The following is a 15,114-nucleotide window of genomic DNA, read 5'->3' as shown; positions in this document are numbered from 1 at the left end:
TCCGTCAACACGGCGGCGGTCCGTACCGCGCCCGGAAATATCGGCCCCGTTCGCCATGGCGGCGGGGCGGAGGAGACCTTCGGCCAGCCCATCCGACTTGCCGAAGGAGCAGTTCGTGGACGTTTCCATGGCCATGTGGGCCACCACCATCGGGGTGCTGGTCGCCCTGATCGCCGCAGATTTCTTCATCGGCGGACGCAAGCCGCACGACGTCTCGCTCAAGGAGGCGGGGACCTGGACGGCCGTCTGGGTCCTGCTGGCCGTCGCCTTCGGCGGCTTCCTCTGGTGGCACTCCGGCTCGGCCCCTGCCGGGCAGTTCTTCGCCGGGTACATCACCGAGAAGTCGCTGAGCGTCGACAACCTGTTCGTCTTCATCCTGATCATGGCCAAGTTCGCCGTGCCCAGCATCTACCAGCAGCGGGTGCTGATGGTCGGGGTGCTGATCGCGCTGGTGCTGCGGGCGGCCTTCATCGCCGCCGGCGCCGCGATCATCGCCGGCTTCTCCTGGGTCTTCTTCATCTTCGGTGCCTTCCTGATCTGGACCGCCTGGAAGCTCATCAAGGAGGCCGGGGCCGGTGCGGAGGAGGAGTTCGAGGAGAACCGGCTCCTCAGGGCCGTCGAGAACCGCTTCCCGGCGACCGACCGCTACCACGGCACCAAGCTCCTGGTGGTGCAGAACGGCAAGCGGCTGATCACCCCGATGCTGATCGTGATGCTGGCCATCGGTACCACCGACGTCCTGTTCGCGATGGACTCCATCCCGGCCATCTTCGGCCTCACCCAGGACGCCTACATCGTCTTCACCGCGAACGCCTTCGCGCTGATGGGCCTGCGCCAGCTGTACTTCCTGATCGGCGGTCTGCTGAAGAAGCTGGTCCACCTCTCCTACGGCCTCTCGGTGATCCTCGGCTTCATCGGCGTGAAGCTGCTGCTGCACGCCCTGCATGAGGCCGGTGCGCACTGGGCCCCGGAGATCGGCATCCCGTTCTCGCTCGGCTTCATCGTGGTGGTGCTGGCGGTGACCACGGTCACCAGCCTGGTCGCCTCCCGCAAGGAGGAGCAGTCCCTGCCGGAGCGCGAGCTGCAGAAGCAGTAGCCGCGGCGGCGCCACCGGGAGACAGCGGGGTCACAGCTCCGTTTGTGTAGGAACCGTGACGGAGCGTCAAAGATTCCTGCAGTTCGATGGCGGGCGGGTTCCGGCAAGGGGCCCGCCCGTCAGGCGTGTTGACGCTAGGCTCGGACCGTGGCGGAGCAGAGGCATGCAGGTGGCGGCGGCGTTCTGCTGGAACGCGGCGTCGAACTCGAAGCCGCTCGCGGCGCGTTGGACAGCCTGGCGGCCAGTGCGGTCCCCGCACGGCCGGGCGAGCGGCTGCTCGTCTACACGGGCGCCGCCGGCCTCGGCAAGACCAGCCTGCTGGCAGCCGTGCGCCAGGAGGCGGCTGACCGCGGGCTGCTGGTGCTGGCGGCCCGAGGCGGCGAGCAGGAGCAGTTGTCCGCCTTCCACGTGGTCCGCGCGCTGCTGAAACCGATGCTGGCCGGCCTCGGTGAGCAGCAGCGGCGCGATCTCCTGGGCGGCTGGATGGACATCGTCGGCCCGGCGATCGGCCTGGCCCAGGACGACGAGGCGGCCGCCTCCGCCGCCCCCGACCCGCAGGGCGTCCGGGACGGTCTGGACTGGGTGGTCACCAACCTCGCCGTCTCCCGGGGCCCGCTGGTCCTGGTGGTGGACGACGCGCACTGGGCCGACGCGGAGTCGCTGAGCTGGCTGGCCTCCTTCGCGACCCGGGTCGACGGCCTGCCGGTGCTGCTGGTCACCGCCTACCGCCCGGACGAACTCCCGGACAACCCGGCCTCCTTCCGCACCATGGCCGGGGCCAACGGGGCCACGCCGCTGGGGCTCACCGCGCTGACCCCGGACGCGGTGGCGGCGCTGGTGCGCAGGATGTTCGGCAGCCCGCCGGTACGGGTCGAGGACGCCTTCTGCCGCGAGGTCTGGGCGGTGACCGGCGGCAACCCCTTCGAGACGGTCGAACTGCTGGCCAAGTCCCAGGAGCGCGGGCTGGCCCCGGTCGAGGAGTCCTGCCCGCTGCTGCGCGACGTGGCCGCGGCCACCAAGGGCAGCGGTCTGCTGGCGCGGCTGGAGCGGCTCGGCGCCTCCTCGGTGCGACTGGCCTGGGCGGTGTCGGTGCTGGGCATCCACACCCCACTGGAACTCGCCGCCGCCACCGCCGCACTGACCCCCGCCGACGCCGCCGAGGCGGCCGACCGGCTGCGCGAGGCCCGCATTCTGACCGGCCATCAGATCCTGGAGTTCATCCACCCGCTGGTCGCCACCTCGGTCTACCGGGGCATCCCGGACGACCTGCGCACCGGTATGCACGGCCGGGCCGGCTGGATCGTCCTCGGCGCAGGCAAGGGCCCGATCACCGCGGCCCGGCACTGGCTGGAGATCCCGCCGCAGGGCGACACCGCGGTGGTCGAGCAACTGCGCGCGGCGGCAAGGGCGTTCATGCAGGCCGGCGCCCCGGAGACGGCGCAGCGCTGCCTGGCCAGGGCGCTGCGGGAGCCCCCGTCGTCGGCCCAGCGGGCCGAGGTGCTGTTCGAGCTGGGCTGCTCCACCCTGCTCTACGACCCGGCCCAGACCGTGGGCCATCTGCGGGCCGCGCTGGAGCAGCCGCAGCTGCCGGACCAACTGCACGAGGGCATCACCGTCCGGTTGGCCCAGTCGCTGGCGCACAGCAACAGCCTGCTGGAGGCGTCGCGGACCACCGCGGAGGCGGCCGCGCTGGCGGAATCCGACCAGACCCGGCTGCGGCTTCTGGTCTGGAACTTCATGTGGTGCGCCTTCGACGCCGCCGAGGAGGGGTCGGCGGACCGCTCCGAACGCCTGGCCGACCTCGCTCTGCTGCTGGAGCGCGGCGAGCAGACCATCGGCACCGCGGAGCGCTATGTGTTCGGGCTGCGCGCCTGGGACGCCGTGGTACGCGGCGAGCCGGTGGCCACCGCCGTGCACTACGCCGACCTCGCCCAGGAGGAGGGGCTGAGCTGGACCGACCAGGAGTGGGCCTTCGAGGTGCCGACCCTGGCGTCGCTGGTCTACATGTTCGCCGACCTGCCCGAGCGCGCCGAGGAGCTGTTCGCCCAGGGCATCGCCGAGTACGAGGAGGCCGGGTGGCGCGGCGCCCATCTCGCCTTCGGGCACACCATCCTCGGCTACATCCGCTACCGCACCGGCAGCCTGGCCGATGCCGAGCTCAGCGCCCGCGAGGGGCTGGCCATCGCCAACCGCGTCGGCGGCGAGGGCGTGCCGGTGCACTGGTTCGCGGTGGGGACACTGGCGGCGGTGCTGATGGCGCGCGGCAAGGTGGCGGACGCCCGCGAACTGGTCGAGCGCTACCGCTTCCAGGCCCCGTACTCGGCGGCCGTGGTCTTCCCGGACTCGCAGACGGTACGCGGCGGGCTGCTGCTCGCGCTCGGCGACGCGGAGGGGGCGTTGGCCGAACTCACCGCCGCCGGGGAGCGGTTGGACCACCGGGAGATGAGCAACCCGGGCTGGTGCGGGTGGCAGCGGGCACTGGCCCAGGCCCACGCCCAGTCGGGCGATCTCGGGACGGCCCGGGCCCTGGCCGCGGACCAGCTGGTCCGGGCGGAACGGTTCGGCACCGACTCCGCCGTCGGCACGGCGCTGCGGGCGGTCGCCGAGTTCGCGGAGGACCGCAGGGCCAAAGTCGAGCTGCTGCGCAGGGCGGTCGACCGGTTCGAGGGCTGCGTGGCCCCCTACGAGCACAGCCGGGCCGTAATCGACCTGGCGACGGCGCTGCGCGAGGACGGTCGCGAGGCGGAAGCGGCCGAACGGTTCCGTACGGCCCTGGCGCTGGCCGAGGGGTGCGGTGCGGACGAGCTCGCCGAGGACGCCCGCCGGGGGCTGGGGTAGCACTTTCGGGTGCGGGCGGTGCGTGGCTTGTCGCGCAGTCCCCCGCGCCCCCAGGGGGCTGCAACTGAACCGCGGCGGGACGGTTGCACCTCCGTAGGGGCGCGGGGGACTGCGCGACAAGCCACGCACGACCCGCACCCGAAGGCCGGACGGAACCTCCTACGCGTGGACGGCGTGGAGCGTGCTGACGGCGCGCACCAGCGGGGCCAGTTCGGGGTTCTGCCCCGCCGCGTCCAGCGCCTCGCGCAGAGTCCGCTCATTGGTGGGCCGCGCCTGCTCCAGCAGTGCCAGCCCCGCCTCGGTGACATCGGTGTAGATGCCGCGCCGGTCCGTGGGGCAGAGGTAGCGGGCCAGCAGTCCGCGGTCCTCCAGGCGGGAGACCAGCCGGGTCGTCGCGCTCTGGCTCAGCACCACGGCCTCGGCCACCTGGGACATCCGCAGGTGGCCGCCGGTGCCGCTGTGCTGCCGGCTCAGGACGTCCAGCAGTGAGTACTCCCGCACGCTGAGGTCGTGCCCGGACTGCAGGGCCTGCTCGATGTGCGACTCGATCCGTCCGTGCAGCAGCGAGAGGGCGCACCAGCCCTGGGCCAGCGCTGTGAGGTCTGGGTCCGTTGCGGTCATGCCTCGATGATACGGCACCGCTGCAATAACCAGCGTTTGCAACTAACCAGCGCGTGCAACTAATGTCGTCCAGGTACCCGCTTCCGAATCCTGGGAAGCCCGCACTCCTGGAAGGCAGACCATGCCTCTCGCACTCCTGGCCCTCGCCATCGGGGCCTTCGGCATCGGCACCACCGAATTCGTGGTGATGGGGCTGCTGCCGCAGATCGGCGACTCCTTCGGCGTCGCCGTCCCCACCGCGGGCCTGCTGGTCACCGGCTATGCGCTGGGCGTGGTGGCCGGAGCCCCCCTGATGACCGTGCTGGGCACCCGGATACCGCGCAAGCGGATGCTGATGCTGCTCATGGGCCTGTTCGTGATCGGCAACACCGTCTCCGCGCTGGCCCCCTCCTTCGGGGTGATGCTGGCCGGACGGATCGTCGCCTCGCTGGCGCACGGGGCCTTCTTCGGCATCGGCTCGGTGGTCGCCGCCGACCTGGTGGCGCCGCAGAAGAAGGCCGGAGCCATCGCCATGATGTTCACCGGGCTGACCGTCGCCAATGTGGTCGGTGTGCCGCTGGGCACCCTGGTCGGGCAGCACCTCGGCTGGCGCGCCACATTCCTGTTCATCGCCGGACTGGGCGTGCTGGGCCTGCTGGGCGTGGCCCGGCTGATTCCGGAGCAGGCGCGCTCGGGGGAGGTGCGGCTGCGCCACGAGCTGGCGGTGCTGCGCAATCCGCAGGTGCTGCTGGCGATGGCGATGACCGTGCTGGGCTTCGGCGGGGTGTTCGCCGCGATCACGTATGTGGCGCCGATGATGACCGAGGTGGCCGGATTCGCGGACGCCTCGGTGACCTGGCTGATGGCCCTGTTCGGCCTGGGCATGGTGGCCGGGAACCTGGTTGGCGGCCGCTACGCGGACCGTTCGCTGATGCGGATGCTCTATGTCGCGCTCGGCGCACTGGCTGTGGTGCTGGCGCTGTTCACGGTGACCGCGCACGACGAGGTCACGGCCACCGTCACCGTCTTCCTGATCGGCGCCCTCGGCTTCGCGACCGTACCGCCGCTGCAGAAGTGGGTGCTGGACCAGGCGGCCGGCGCGCCCACGCTGGCCTCGGCCCTGAACATCGGCGCCTTCAACCTCGGCAACGCGCTGGCCGCCTGGGCGGGCGGCCTGGCGATCTCGGGCGGCCTCGGCTACACCGCCCCCAACTGGGTCGGCGCCGCCTTCGCCGCGGCCGCCCTGGGGCTGGCCCTGCTCTCCTCGGCCCTGGAGCGCCGGACCGCGCGCGAGGCCGCCGGGGCGGGGGCGGGGGCCGGAACCGGAATCGGAACCGGAATCGGAGCCGGGACCGTAGCGGCCGAGGCGGCGGCCCGTGCGGCTGACCGCTCCCTCATCGCGTAGCAAGGAGCGCCCCGCGAACGGTGACCCGCAGGGTGAACGCAAGGACGCCCCCGCACCGAAGTGCGGGGGCGTCCTCGACGCGCGGCGATCGTCAGATCGTGCGGATGTTCTCGGCCTGCGGGCCCTTCTGGCCCTGCGTGACGTCGAACTCGACCTTCTGGCCCTCGAGGAGCTCGCGGAAGCCCTGCGCGTTGATGTTCGAGTAGTGAGCGAAGACGTCGGCGCCGCCGCCGTCCTGCTCAATGAAGCCGAAACCCTTTTCGGCGTTGAACCACTTCACGGTACCGGTGGCCATATTGGTCTCCTTCTGTCAGGGGCTGGTGCCAGGATCCGCACGGTACGGACCCTGTGTCGCCGGAATGATCACCCTGGTCACGAAAGGGACCTGCAAAAGCACGAACGCCCGTGATCGCGATCACGGGCGGCCAAAACTTAGGGAACCACGCACTGCAACTGATCTAGAGAATACAGGGTGCGTACCGGGTGGCGTCAACAGATCCCGGATCTCGGATCCCGGTCTCTCCGGCGTGCCGCGCGGAGGGCCGCGCCGAGGATGCGCCGCCCGAGGCGACGCGCGACACGCGCCGGTTGTCGCGTCGCGTGGTCGCGAGGGCGCGCATCGTGTACGGTTTTGCCCTGTAGTAGTCGTGGTTCTCGACGTTTGTACGCCCGTGATCCCGATCGCGGGCCTTTTTGCTGTCCGAGGTCACCCCTCATTCATGGCACGGGCGTGCGGATCGAGTACTCGGAGTCCGCACGGTGCGGTTCTCCTGCACGACTACAGAGGAGAACGAGAGACATGGCCACCGGTACCGTCAAGTGGTTCAACGCCGAAAAGGGCTTCGGCTTCATCGAGCAGGACGGCGGCGGCGCCGACGTCTTCGCCCACTACTCCAACATCAACGCCCAGGGCTTCCGCGAGCTGCTCGAGGGCCAGAAGGTCGAGTTCGACGTCACGCAGGGCCAGAAGGGCCCGCAGGCCGAGAACATCCGCCCGCTGTAAGGTCCTCCGCTCCAGGGGCCGCAGGCCCCGACCGCGAACGACCAGCGAACGCCCCGCACCGGTTCCACCGGTGCGGGGCGTTCCGCGTTGTGCGCGTGCGGTCCCGCGGCGGTCAGCGTCCGCCGCGGGACCGTCCTGCCCGGACCCGCCAGGCCCATCCGAGCAGCGCGACCCCCACCACGATCACCAGCGCCCCGAGCGCCGCGTACTGGCTGTTGCCGCTCATCATCGAACCGTGCACGGCCCCCGTGCCCTGGGCGACCCAGACCGCCCCCAGCACGATGAGCAGCACCCCTCCGACCCCGCGTACCCACATGAGCCACTCCGCTCCGCCTCGGCCGCCCGCGACTGGTTCGGCGGTCCGTCCAGGGGTACGCGGCGGGGACGGTCGCGGTTCAACGCCGCGCCATGTCGACGGCGCGCTTTCGCCGGGTGCGGGCGGCAGGATGGAGGGCATGAACCACAGCGACAGCACCGAGCACAGCGGCCGGTCCGCTCACTCCGCCCACATCGTGGTCCACCCGCCGACGATGACCACGCGCCCGCCCTACCGCGGCGTCGAGATCCTCGGCACCGTGGTCGGGAAGGCCTACAACGTGGCCGACGTGGAGGAGTTCGCCCGCAGGGCCGGGCTGGAGGACGTCGACGTGGCCCAGTCCGACGCGGTGGCCTGGGTCGGCGGCGGTCCCGGCTTCTGGGGCGGGGACGCCGGCGAGTAGCGGTCGGCTGTCAGCGGAAGGACAGGAAGACCACCGAGGAGCTGGGTATGGCGTAGACCCCCGGCTCCGCCGCGTCCGGGTCGCGCGTCCCGGTCGGCCGGGCGTCCACGTAGAGGACCGGCCCGAGCGCGGCGACCCGGACGTCGGCGAGCCGGTCGAGGCACTCGCCGGGGTGGCCCGGGTCGGGGATGATCTTGGCGATCAGGCGCAGTTCGCGCGCGGTTCGCCAGTGCAGAGCTGTCATCGCGCGAATGCTCCGTATCAGCATGGCGTTCGGGGCCGCCGGGGCCGCACAGGGGCAGAACGGGCCCTTGCGGCGATCATCGTAGGAAACCGGGCGGTCCGGGCACTACGCCCATGACGGCACGATTCACTGTTCCATCAGGGGCTGGCAGGGTGCCCGCGGAGCCGGTCTCGGCGGTGGACCGGGCGGTCGCGGTGGTGTCGGCGGAGGCGGTGCCGGTCGGGATGGTCCGCACCGGTGGCCGGACCGGTGCGGACCATCTGCCGCCGCGTGCCCTGGGGCGGCGGCCGGAGGCGGCCCCGACGGGAGAACCCATCAGCGTCAGGGCGCTCGGGCGCGAATACCTCGGGCCGCACCCGCAAGCGGACGCGCCTCCCCGGCCGCCGAAGCGGTGGAGTGGAACCGGGTGACAGAAGGTGCCGCCGTGCAGGGCTGCCTTCTCCTCCTGGTCCCGCCAGGCTGGGCATCCACGCCCTTCAGGTGCGCACAGTCGGGGTCCGAGGCAGCGCAGTCAGCATATGACGATCGATGGTTCGGCGAAAGGCCGCGGCCAGGGCCCGGGCCGGGCGGCCGTGCTGACGGGTGTTCAGGATCCGCTGAGCGATCCGCTGAGCGACCTGGTGAGCGAGCGCAGCTGGAACGCGTGGACGATGCCGGTAGCGCCCAGCACCAGTAGCCAGATCCCGGCCACCACGGTGAGCACGGTCAGCGAGTGGAACGGGGCGACGATCAGCACGATGCCGGCGGCGGCGGTGATCACGCCCAGGAACAGCTGCCAGCCGCGGGCCGGCAGTCCCTCGGTGGACAGCGCGACGGCCGTCAGCATGACGCCCTGCAGCAGCCAGCCGAAGCCGATCCACAGCCCCAGCAGAAAGGTGGACTCGGCGGCACCGCGGAAGCAGATCAGACCCAGCATGATGCAGATCGCGCCGCTGACGAAGCCGACAGCGCGCAGTGCACCCGGCACATGGTTGCCGAACGCCCCGGCGATCTGGAAGACGCCGCTGGCCAGCAGGTAGATACCGAAGAGGATGCCGACGACGGCGAGGGTGACGTGCGGCCACACCAGGACCAGGACGCCCAGGACGATCGAGGCCGCGCCGGCGGCCGCCAGCACCTGCCAGGCGGCGTTGGCCAGGGCCTCCACCGTGAGCCCCGAACGGGTGCCCGCAGCGGGACGGTCACGATGCGGACCGGAGTACGGATCGGAGGAGACGCTCATGGTCGGCAACCTCTCGCGCGGCAGTTGCGGTGGCAGCCATCGTCCCTCCGCCGCCGCGTTCCCGCCTGTCGGGCGGCCCGGGCTCCACGCGCCGCCGCGGTCTAGGCCGACGTGAGCATGGCGGTCAGCCCGGTGGACATCAGCACGTGCTGCACCAGCGGCGCCGCCCGGACGATGTACAGCGGGACCCCGAAGTGGGCGGCCTGGCGCTGCGCCCGGATGAACACGGTGAGCCCCCCGCGGTCGCAGAAGTTCACCATGGCGGTGTCGATCTCGATGCGCTCCACCTGCGGATCGGTGAGCAGCAGCTCCAGGGCTTCGGCCAGCATCGCGTCGGCCCGCCGGTCAACGCGGCCGGTGAGCATGACCTCTGCGGTCCTGGAGCCGTCCATCAGGAGTACGGCTATGTCTGAACGGGTGCCCATGTCATCTCCGATGCGCCAACGGTGACTGGAGCAAGGTAGTTGAAGCAAGCATGGCGTGTACACGTCTCAATATATATTCCCCGCGCATGTGTCAGCGAGGCGGCACGTCAGAGCCTAGCGGAGGCGCGCTCCGGACAGCCGGACGGCTGCCGCGGCAACCATGGCAGTACTGCCGTGCATAAATTGCCGGAGCATGGACAAGATCTTGGTGTGCGCGCATCCCCCGGTCGCGTACCGGTGCCCCGGGTCGCGTGGATGCGGGGCACCGTCCCGGGGGTTGCGAGGGCTGCTGCAGGCGCTCGCGGAGCGGCTACCAGCCGCGGGTGCGCCATTCGGTGAGGTGGGGGCGTTCGGTGCCGAGGGTGGTGTCGTCGCCGTGGCCGGGGTAGACCCAGGTCTCGTCGGGGAGGCGGGCGAAGAGTTTGGCCTCGACGCCGTCGAGGAGCCTGGTGAAGGCCGCGGGGTCGCCCCAGGTGTTGCCGATGCCGCCGGGGAAGAGGCAGTCGCCGGTGAAGAGGTGGGGGTGGCCCTTGGGGTCGTCGTAGACCAGGGCGATCGCGCCCGGGGTGTGGCCCGCCAGGTGGTGGACGGCGAGCTCGACCTCGCCGAAGCGGAGTGCGTCGCCGTCGTCGAGGAGCAGGTCGGTGGGGACCGGGATGCCCTCGGCATCCAGGCGGCCGGCCGCCGTGCGGGCGCCGGTGGCCTGGACGACGGCGGCGAGGGCGTTCCAGTGGTCCTGGTGCCGGTGGGTGGTGACCACGGTGGAGAGGCTGCCGCCGACGGTCTCCAGCAGGACCGGTGCGTCCGCGGCGGCGTCGATCAGCAACTGCTGGTCGGTGGACCGGCAGCGTAGCAGGTACGCGTTGTTGTTCATGGGCCCGACGGCCACTTTGGTGATCATGAGCTGCGGGAGCTCCCGCACCGCGGGTGTCCCGCCGACCTTCACCGCTCCGTGGTACGACATGGCGTCAGCCTAGCGGCGGGAGCGCCGGCAGGTCGGCGGCGGCCGCGCCCAGCGCGGAGCCGTCGGCGCGGCCGGAGAGCCAGGCGACCAGCGCCCGGGCCGGTCCGGAGAGCCGCAGCGGCTCGGGTCCCTGCTGCGGACCGGCGCCGATGCGGTAGGTGGTGTCGGCGTCGGAGTCGTGCAGCCGCAGCGACGGCAGGTCCGCGGAGTCGCGGAAGCGGTTGGTGAGCGAGGTCAGCTCACGGGTGACGAATTCGGTCGGCCAGTGCGCCGGGGTGTAGTCCAGGCCCAGGTCGACATGGTGGTACTCGATCTCGGAGACCCGCTTGTACGGGACGCCGAAGGCGGGGAAGGGGCCGAGCCGGTGCGGGACCTCGAACGACCAGGCCTCGTCCGGCATCGCCTCGGTGGCGGCGGTGAAACGCAGCCCGGAGGCGCGCAGGTCGGCCAACTGGTCGGCCGGCGGCCGCTTGGCGCCGTCCTCGATGTCGCGCTCGCGAGCCTCCGGGCTCGGGTACATCGGGACGGACTGCGAGATGCGCGCACCGCGCAGCAGGTTGCAGAGCGCGTCGGCGTTGCGCGAGATGTGGGTGAGCACATGGCCGCGGGTCCAGCCGGGCAGTGCGGAGCGCTGCTGGACCTGCTCGGGGGCCATCTCCTCGACGCTGCGCAGCAGTCGTGCCGCGGACTCGGCGGCCTGGGCCATGGTCCGGGTGGGGATTCGGTCGGGGGCGGTCATTGTGTCTCCCGTCACGTCCGGTGCGGGTCCGGGTGTGCGTGTCCCGCTTCGTTTTCTCTCGTTTCCCACGGTGGGGAAGGTCTCACGCTAGCGTCGTGTTCATCCCTTCGGGTGACGGTTCTCGATTGCCTCAGAAATCGAACACGTGCTCCCATAGAGTCTGAGCGTCGGGCGGTGCCGGATCGCCCCATCCAGAGCCGCCCGACGTCCCCACACAATCCGGAAGGCGCAGAAGCGTGGCAGACCGCCTCATCGTCCGCGGTGCTCGCGAGCACAACCTCAAGAACGTCTCGCTCGACCTGCCGCGTGACTCCCTCATCGTGTTCACCGGCCTCTCCGGGTCGGGCAAGTCGTCGCTGGCCTTCGACACCATCTTCGCCGAGGGCCAGCGCCGCTACGTCGAGTCGCTGTCCTCCTACGCCCGGCAGTTCCTCGGGCAGATGGACAAGCCCGACGTCGACTTCATCGAGGGCCTCTCCCCGGCCGTCTCGATCGACCAGAAGTCCACCTCGCGCAACCCCCGCTCCACCGTCGGCACCATCACCGAGGTCTACGACTACCTCCGGCTGCTGTTCGCCCGCATCGGCCACCCGCACTGCCCGGTCTGCGGGCGCCCGATCGCCCGGCAGTCGCCGCAGCAGATCGTGGACAAGGTGCTGGAGCTGCCCGAGGGCACCCGGTTCCAGCTGCTCAGCCCGCTGGTCCGGGCCCGCAAGGGCGAGTTCGTCGACCTCTTCGCCGATCTGCAGACCAAGGGCTACTCCCGGGCCAGGGTCGACGGCGCGACGGTCCAGCTGACCGAGCCGCCGGTGCTCAAGAAGCAGGAGAAGCACACCATCGAGGTGGTCATCGACCGCCTCACCGTGAAGAAGAGCGCCCAGCGCCGGCTCACCGACTCGGTCGAGACCGCGCTCAAGCTCTCCGGCGGCACGGTCGTGCTGGACTTCGTGGACCTGCCCGCGGACGACCCCGAGCGTGAGCGGATGTACTCCGAGCACCTCTACTGCACCTTCGACGACATCTCCTACGAGGAGATGGAGCCGCGCTCCTTCTCCTTCAACTCGCCCTTCGGCGCCTGCCCGGAGTGCACCGGACTCGGTTCCCGGATGGAGGTGGACCCGGAGCTGGTCGTCCCCGACGAGGAGAAGACCCTGGACGAGGGCGCCATCCACCCCTGGTCGCTGGGCCACACCCGGGAGTACCACCAGCGGCTGATCAGCGCGCTGGCCAAGGAGTTGGGCTTCCGCACCGACATCCCCTGGGCCGGGCTGCCGCAGCGCGCCAGGAAGGCGTTGCTGTACGGGCACAACTCCCAGGTGGAGGTGAAGTTCCGGAACCGCTTCGGCCGTGAGCGCTCCTACATCACCGGCTTCGAGGGCGCGGTGCCCTTCGTCCAGCGCCGGCACTCGGAGTCCGAGACCGACAGCAGCCGCGAGCGCTTCGAGGGCTACATGCGCGAGGTGGACTGCCCGGCCTGCCACGGCACCCGGCTCAAGCCGGTGGTGCTCGCGGTGACCATGGCGGGGAAGTCCATCGCCGAGGTCTCCTCGATGTCGATCAGCGACTGCGCCGACTTCCTCGGTGCGATGGAGCTCTCCGACCGGGAGAAGACCATCGCCGAACGGGTCCTCAAGGAGGTCAACGAGCGGCTGAAGTTCCTGGTCGACGTGGGCCTGGACTACCTCTCGCTGAACCGCGCCGCGGGGACGCTGTCCGGCGGCGAGGCGCAGCGGATCCGGCTGGCCACCCAGATCGGCTCCGGCCTGGTCGGCGTGCTCTATGTGCTGGACGAGCCCTCGATCGGGCTGCACCAGCGCGACAACCACCGGCTGATCGAGACCCTGGTGCGGCTGCGCGACCTGGGCAACACCCTGATCGTGGTGGAGCACGACGAGGACACCATCCGCACCGCGGACTGGGTGGTGGACATCGGCCCGGGCGCGGGGGAGCACGGCGGCCTTGTGGTGCACTCGGGATCGCGCGAGGGCCTGCTGGCCAACGAGCGGTCGCTGACCGGCGCCTACCTCTCCGGCCGCCGCTCCATCCCCACCCCGGAGGTGCGCCGCCCGATCGATCCCAAGCGGCACATCACCGTCCAGGGCGCCCGCGAGCACAACCTGCAGGACGTGGACGTCAGCTTCCCGCTGGGCACCCTGACCGCGATCACCGGCGTCTCCGGATCCGGCAAGTCCACGCTGGTCAACGACATCCTCTACACCCACCTGGCGCGCGAGCTCAACGGCGCCCGCAGTGTGCCGGGCCGGCACACCCGGGTCACCGGCACCGACCTGGTCGACAAGGTGGTCCATGTCGACCAGTCGCCGATCGGCCGCACCCCGCGGTCCAACCCGGCGACCTACACCGGTGTCTTCGACCACGTCCGCAAGCTGTTCGCGGAGACCACCGAGGCCAAGGTGCGCGGCTACCTGCCGGGCCGCTTCTCCTTCAACGTCAAGGGCGGCCGCTGCGAGAACTGCGCCGGCGACGGCACCATCAAGATCGAGATGAACTTCCTGCCGGACGTCTACGTCCCCTGCGAGGTGTGCCACGGGGCGCGCTACAACCGGGAGACCCTGGACGTCCACTTCAAAGGGAAGTCCATCGCCGAGGTGCTGGACATGCCGATCGAGGAGGGCCTGGAGTTCTTCCAGGCCGTGCCGCCGATCGCCCGCCATCTGCGCACCCTCACCGACGTCGGCCTCGGCTACGTCCGGCTCGGCCAGCCCGCGCCGACGCTCTCCGGGGGTGAGGCGCAGCGCGTCAAGCTGGCCTCCGAGCTGCAGAAGCGCTCCACCGGGCGCACCGTCTACGTCCTGGACGAGCCCACCACCGGGCTGCACTTCGAGGACATCAGCAAGCTGATCCAGGTGCTGACCGGTCTGGTCGACAAGGGCAACACGGTGATCGTGATCGAGCACAACCTGGATGTGATCAAGACCGCCGACTGGGTCGTGGACATGGGTCCCGAGGGCGGCAGTGGCGGCGGCCTGGTGGTCGCCGAGGGCACCCCTGAGCACATCGCGACGGTGGCCGAGAGCCACACCGGCAAGTTCCTGCGCGACATCCTGGGGGACCGGGTCTTCGCGGAGGAGGAGGCCGCGGCGGCGAAGCAGCAGGCCCCGGCGGCCAAGAAGGCGGCACCCGCCAGGAAGGCGCCGGCGAAGAAGACGCCGGCGAAGAAGGCCGTCGCCAAGAAGGCCTCCTCCGGTAAGAAGTAGTCACAGCAACGCCGCATAGGGTGCACCCGGGGCCGCAAGCCGCCCCGGGTGCACCGCGTTGGGCGTGGTGCACCGCCGCACCTGCCGACGGAGCCCCACGATCATGACCCAGTTCGACGCCGCCCCCGCCCCTGCCCAGGAGACCGCCGCCTGCGAGGGCTGCGGCACCGACCGGCGCGGACTGCTGCGCGGCGCCGCCGCGGTGGGCGTGGCCGGTGTCGCCGGCCTGGCGCTCGCCGCCTGCTCGTCCTCCTCCGGCAGCACCAACGCCGCCTCCGGGCCGACCACGCTGGGCCCGACCAGCGACGTCCCGGTGGGCGGCGGCAAGGTCTACAAGGACGAGAAGGTCGTGGTCACCCAGCCGACTTCCGGCCGGTTCAAGGCGTTCAGCGCCGTCTGCACCCACGCCGGCTGCCTGGTCGACGGCGTGCAGGACGGCACCATCCAGTGTCCCTGCCACGGCAGCCAGTTCAAGATCGCCGACGGCTCCGTCGCCAACGGCCCGGCGACCAGCGCGCTCCCCGCCAGGACAGTGGCCGTGCAGAACGGCAAGCTGGTCGTCACCGCCTGAACGTCCTGACCGTCCTATCAGGACCCCCGCGCTCTGTGCAGGGTGGACAAGCGGGAATGTCACCGCCAGT

Annotated in this window: 15 protein-coding genes; 7 read left to right on the top strand and 8 right to left on the bottom strand. The window is 71.0% G+C overall.

What is annotated here, in order from left to right:
• Window positions 1-127: 127 nt before the first annotated feature.
• Window positions 128-1,096, top strand: a complete 969-nt coding sequence (locus TR46_RS04200) for a TerC family protein (RefSeq protein ID WP_439654340.1) — start codon at window positions 128-130, stop codon at window positions 1,094-1,096.
• A 147-nt stretch (window positions 1,097-1,243) separates the two neighbouring features.
• The gene (locus TR46_RS04195) at window positions 1,244-3,934 is read left to right on the top strand and encodes an ATP-binding protein (RefSeq protein WP_042393582.1); all 2,691 of its coding nucleotides are present in this window, start codon (window positions 1,244-1,246) and stop codon (window positions 3,932-3,934) included.
• 159 nt (window positions 3,935-4,093) lie between these two features.
• Here the strand turns inward: TR46_RS04195 and TR46_RS04190 are convergent, their stop codons facing one another.
• Entirely contained in the window at window positions 4,094-4,555 is a 462-nt protein-coding gene (locus TR46_RS04190; RefSeq protein WP_042393579.1) for a MarR family winged helix-turn-helix transcriptional regulator, read from the bottom strand.
• A gap of 121 nt (window positions 4,556-4,676) precedes the next feature.
• Here TR46_RS04190 and TR46_RS04185 point away from each other — a divergent pair, with 121 nt between their 5' ends.
• Window positions 4,677-5,939, top strand: coding sequence for an MFS transporter (locus tag TR46_RS04185; protein WP_042393567.1), 1,263 nt, complete (start codon window positions 4,677-4,679; stop codon window positions 5,937-5,939).
• Window positions 5,940-6,030: 91 nt separating this feature from the next.
• Here the strand turns inward: TR46_RS04185 and TR46_RS04180 are convergent, their stop codons facing one another.
• Window positions 6,031-6,234, bottom strand: a complete 204-nt coding sequence (locus TR46_RS04180) for a cold-shock protein (RefSeq protein ID WP_030258797.1) — start codon at window positions 6,232-6,234, stop codon at window positions 6,031-6,033.
• A gap of 504 nt (window positions 6,235-6,738) precedes the next feature.
• Between TR46_RS04180 and TR46_RS04175 the strand changes: the two genes are divergently transcribed.
• A complete protein-coding gene (locus TR46_RS04175) occupies window positions 6,739-6,942 on the top strand; it encodes a cold-shock protein (protein WP_034090357.1) in 204 nt (67 codons plus the stop codon).
• A 112-nt stretch (window positions 6,943-7,054) separates the two neighbouring features.
• Here the strand turns inward: TR46_RS04175 and TR46_RS04170 are convergent, their stop codons facing one another.
• Complete coding sequence (locus TR46_RS04170) at window positions 7,055-7,258, bottom strand: hypothetical protein (RefSeq protein ID WP_042393564.1); 204 nt, start codon at window positions 7,256-7,258, stop codon at window positions 7,055-7,057.
• 139 nt (window positions 7,259-7,397) lie between these two features.
• Here TR46_RS04170 and TR46_RS04165 point away from each other — a divergent pair, with 139 nt between their 5' ends.
• A complete protein-coding gene (locus TR46_RS04165) occupies window positions 7,398-7,661 on the top strand; it encodes a hypothetical protein (RefSeq protein ID WP_042393562.1) in 264 nt (87 codons plus the stop codon).
• 10 nt (window positions 7,662-7,671) lie between these two features.
• On the opposite strand, the gene TR46_RS04160 is transcribed toward TR46_RS04165, so the two are convergent.
• From TR46_RS04160 to TR46_RS04140, 5 genes are all read right to left on the bottom strand, one after another.
• On the bottom strand, window positions 7,672-7,905 hold the full coding sequence (locus TR46_RS04160; RefSeq protein WP_042393559.1) for a hypothetical protein: 234 nt from the start codon (window positions 7,903-7,905) through the stop codon (window positions 7,672-7,674).
• 586 nt (window positions 7,906-8,491) lie between these two features.
• On the bottom strand, window positions 8,492-9,127 hold the full coding sequence (locus TR46_RS04155; protein WP_042393549.1) for an HdeD family acid-resistance protein: 636 nt from the start codon (window positions 9,125-9,127) through the stop codon (window positions 8,492-8,494).
• Window positions 9,128-9,228: 101 nt separating this feature from the next.
• A complete protein-coding gene (locus tag TR46_RS04150) occupies window positions 9,229-9,552 on the bottom strand; it encodes an STAS domain-containing protein (RefSeq protein ID WP_084717879.1) in 324 nt (107 codons plus the stop codon).
• Between the two features lie 310 nt (window positions 9,553-9,862).
• Window positions 9,863-10,516: an MBL fold metallo-hydrolase gene (locus tag TR46_RS04145; RefSeq protein WP_042393543.1), complete on the bottom strand. Its 654-nt coding sequence runs from the start codon at window positions 10,514-10,516 to the stop codon at window positions 9,863-9,865.
• A gap of 4 nt (window positions 10,517-10,520) precedes the next feature.
• Window positions 10,521-11,255 carry a maleylpyruvate isomerase family mycothiol-dependent enzyme gene (locus TR46_RS04140; protein ID WP_042393540.1) on the bottom strand — a complete coding sequence of 245 codons (735 nt, stop codon included), beginning with the start codon at window positions 11,253-11,255 and terminating at the stop codon, window positions 10,521-10,523.
• 236 nt (window positions 11,256-11,491) lie between these two features.
• Between TR46_RS04140 and uvrA the strand changes: the two genes are divergently transcribed.
• Together uvrA and TR46_RS04130 are read left to right on the top strand one after the other, a co-directional pair.
• Entirely contained in the window at window positions 11,492-14,473 is a 2,982-nt protein-coding gene (uvrA, locus tag TR46_RS04135; RefSeq protein WP_042393536.1) for an excinuclease ABC subunit UvrA, read from the top strand.
• Between the two features lie 103 nt (window positions 14,474-14,576).
• Complete coding sequence (locus tag TR46_RS04130) at window positions 14,577-15,044, top strand: Rieske (2Fe-2S) protein (protein WP_084717877.1); 468 nt, start codon at window positions 14,577-14,579, stop codon at window positions 15,042-15,044.
• Window positions 15,045-15,114 lie beyond the last annotated feature (70 nt).

It is taken from the genome of Streptacidiphilus carbonis, assembly GCF_000787775.1.
Classification (GTDB): domain Bacteria; phylum Actinomycetota; class Actinomycetes; order Streptomycetales; family Streptomycetaceae; genus Streptacidiphilus; species Streptacidiphilus carbonis.
The sequence above is the reverse complement of the archived record's forward strand: the minus strand, read 5'-3'. Positions and strand labels throughout refer to the sequence as shown.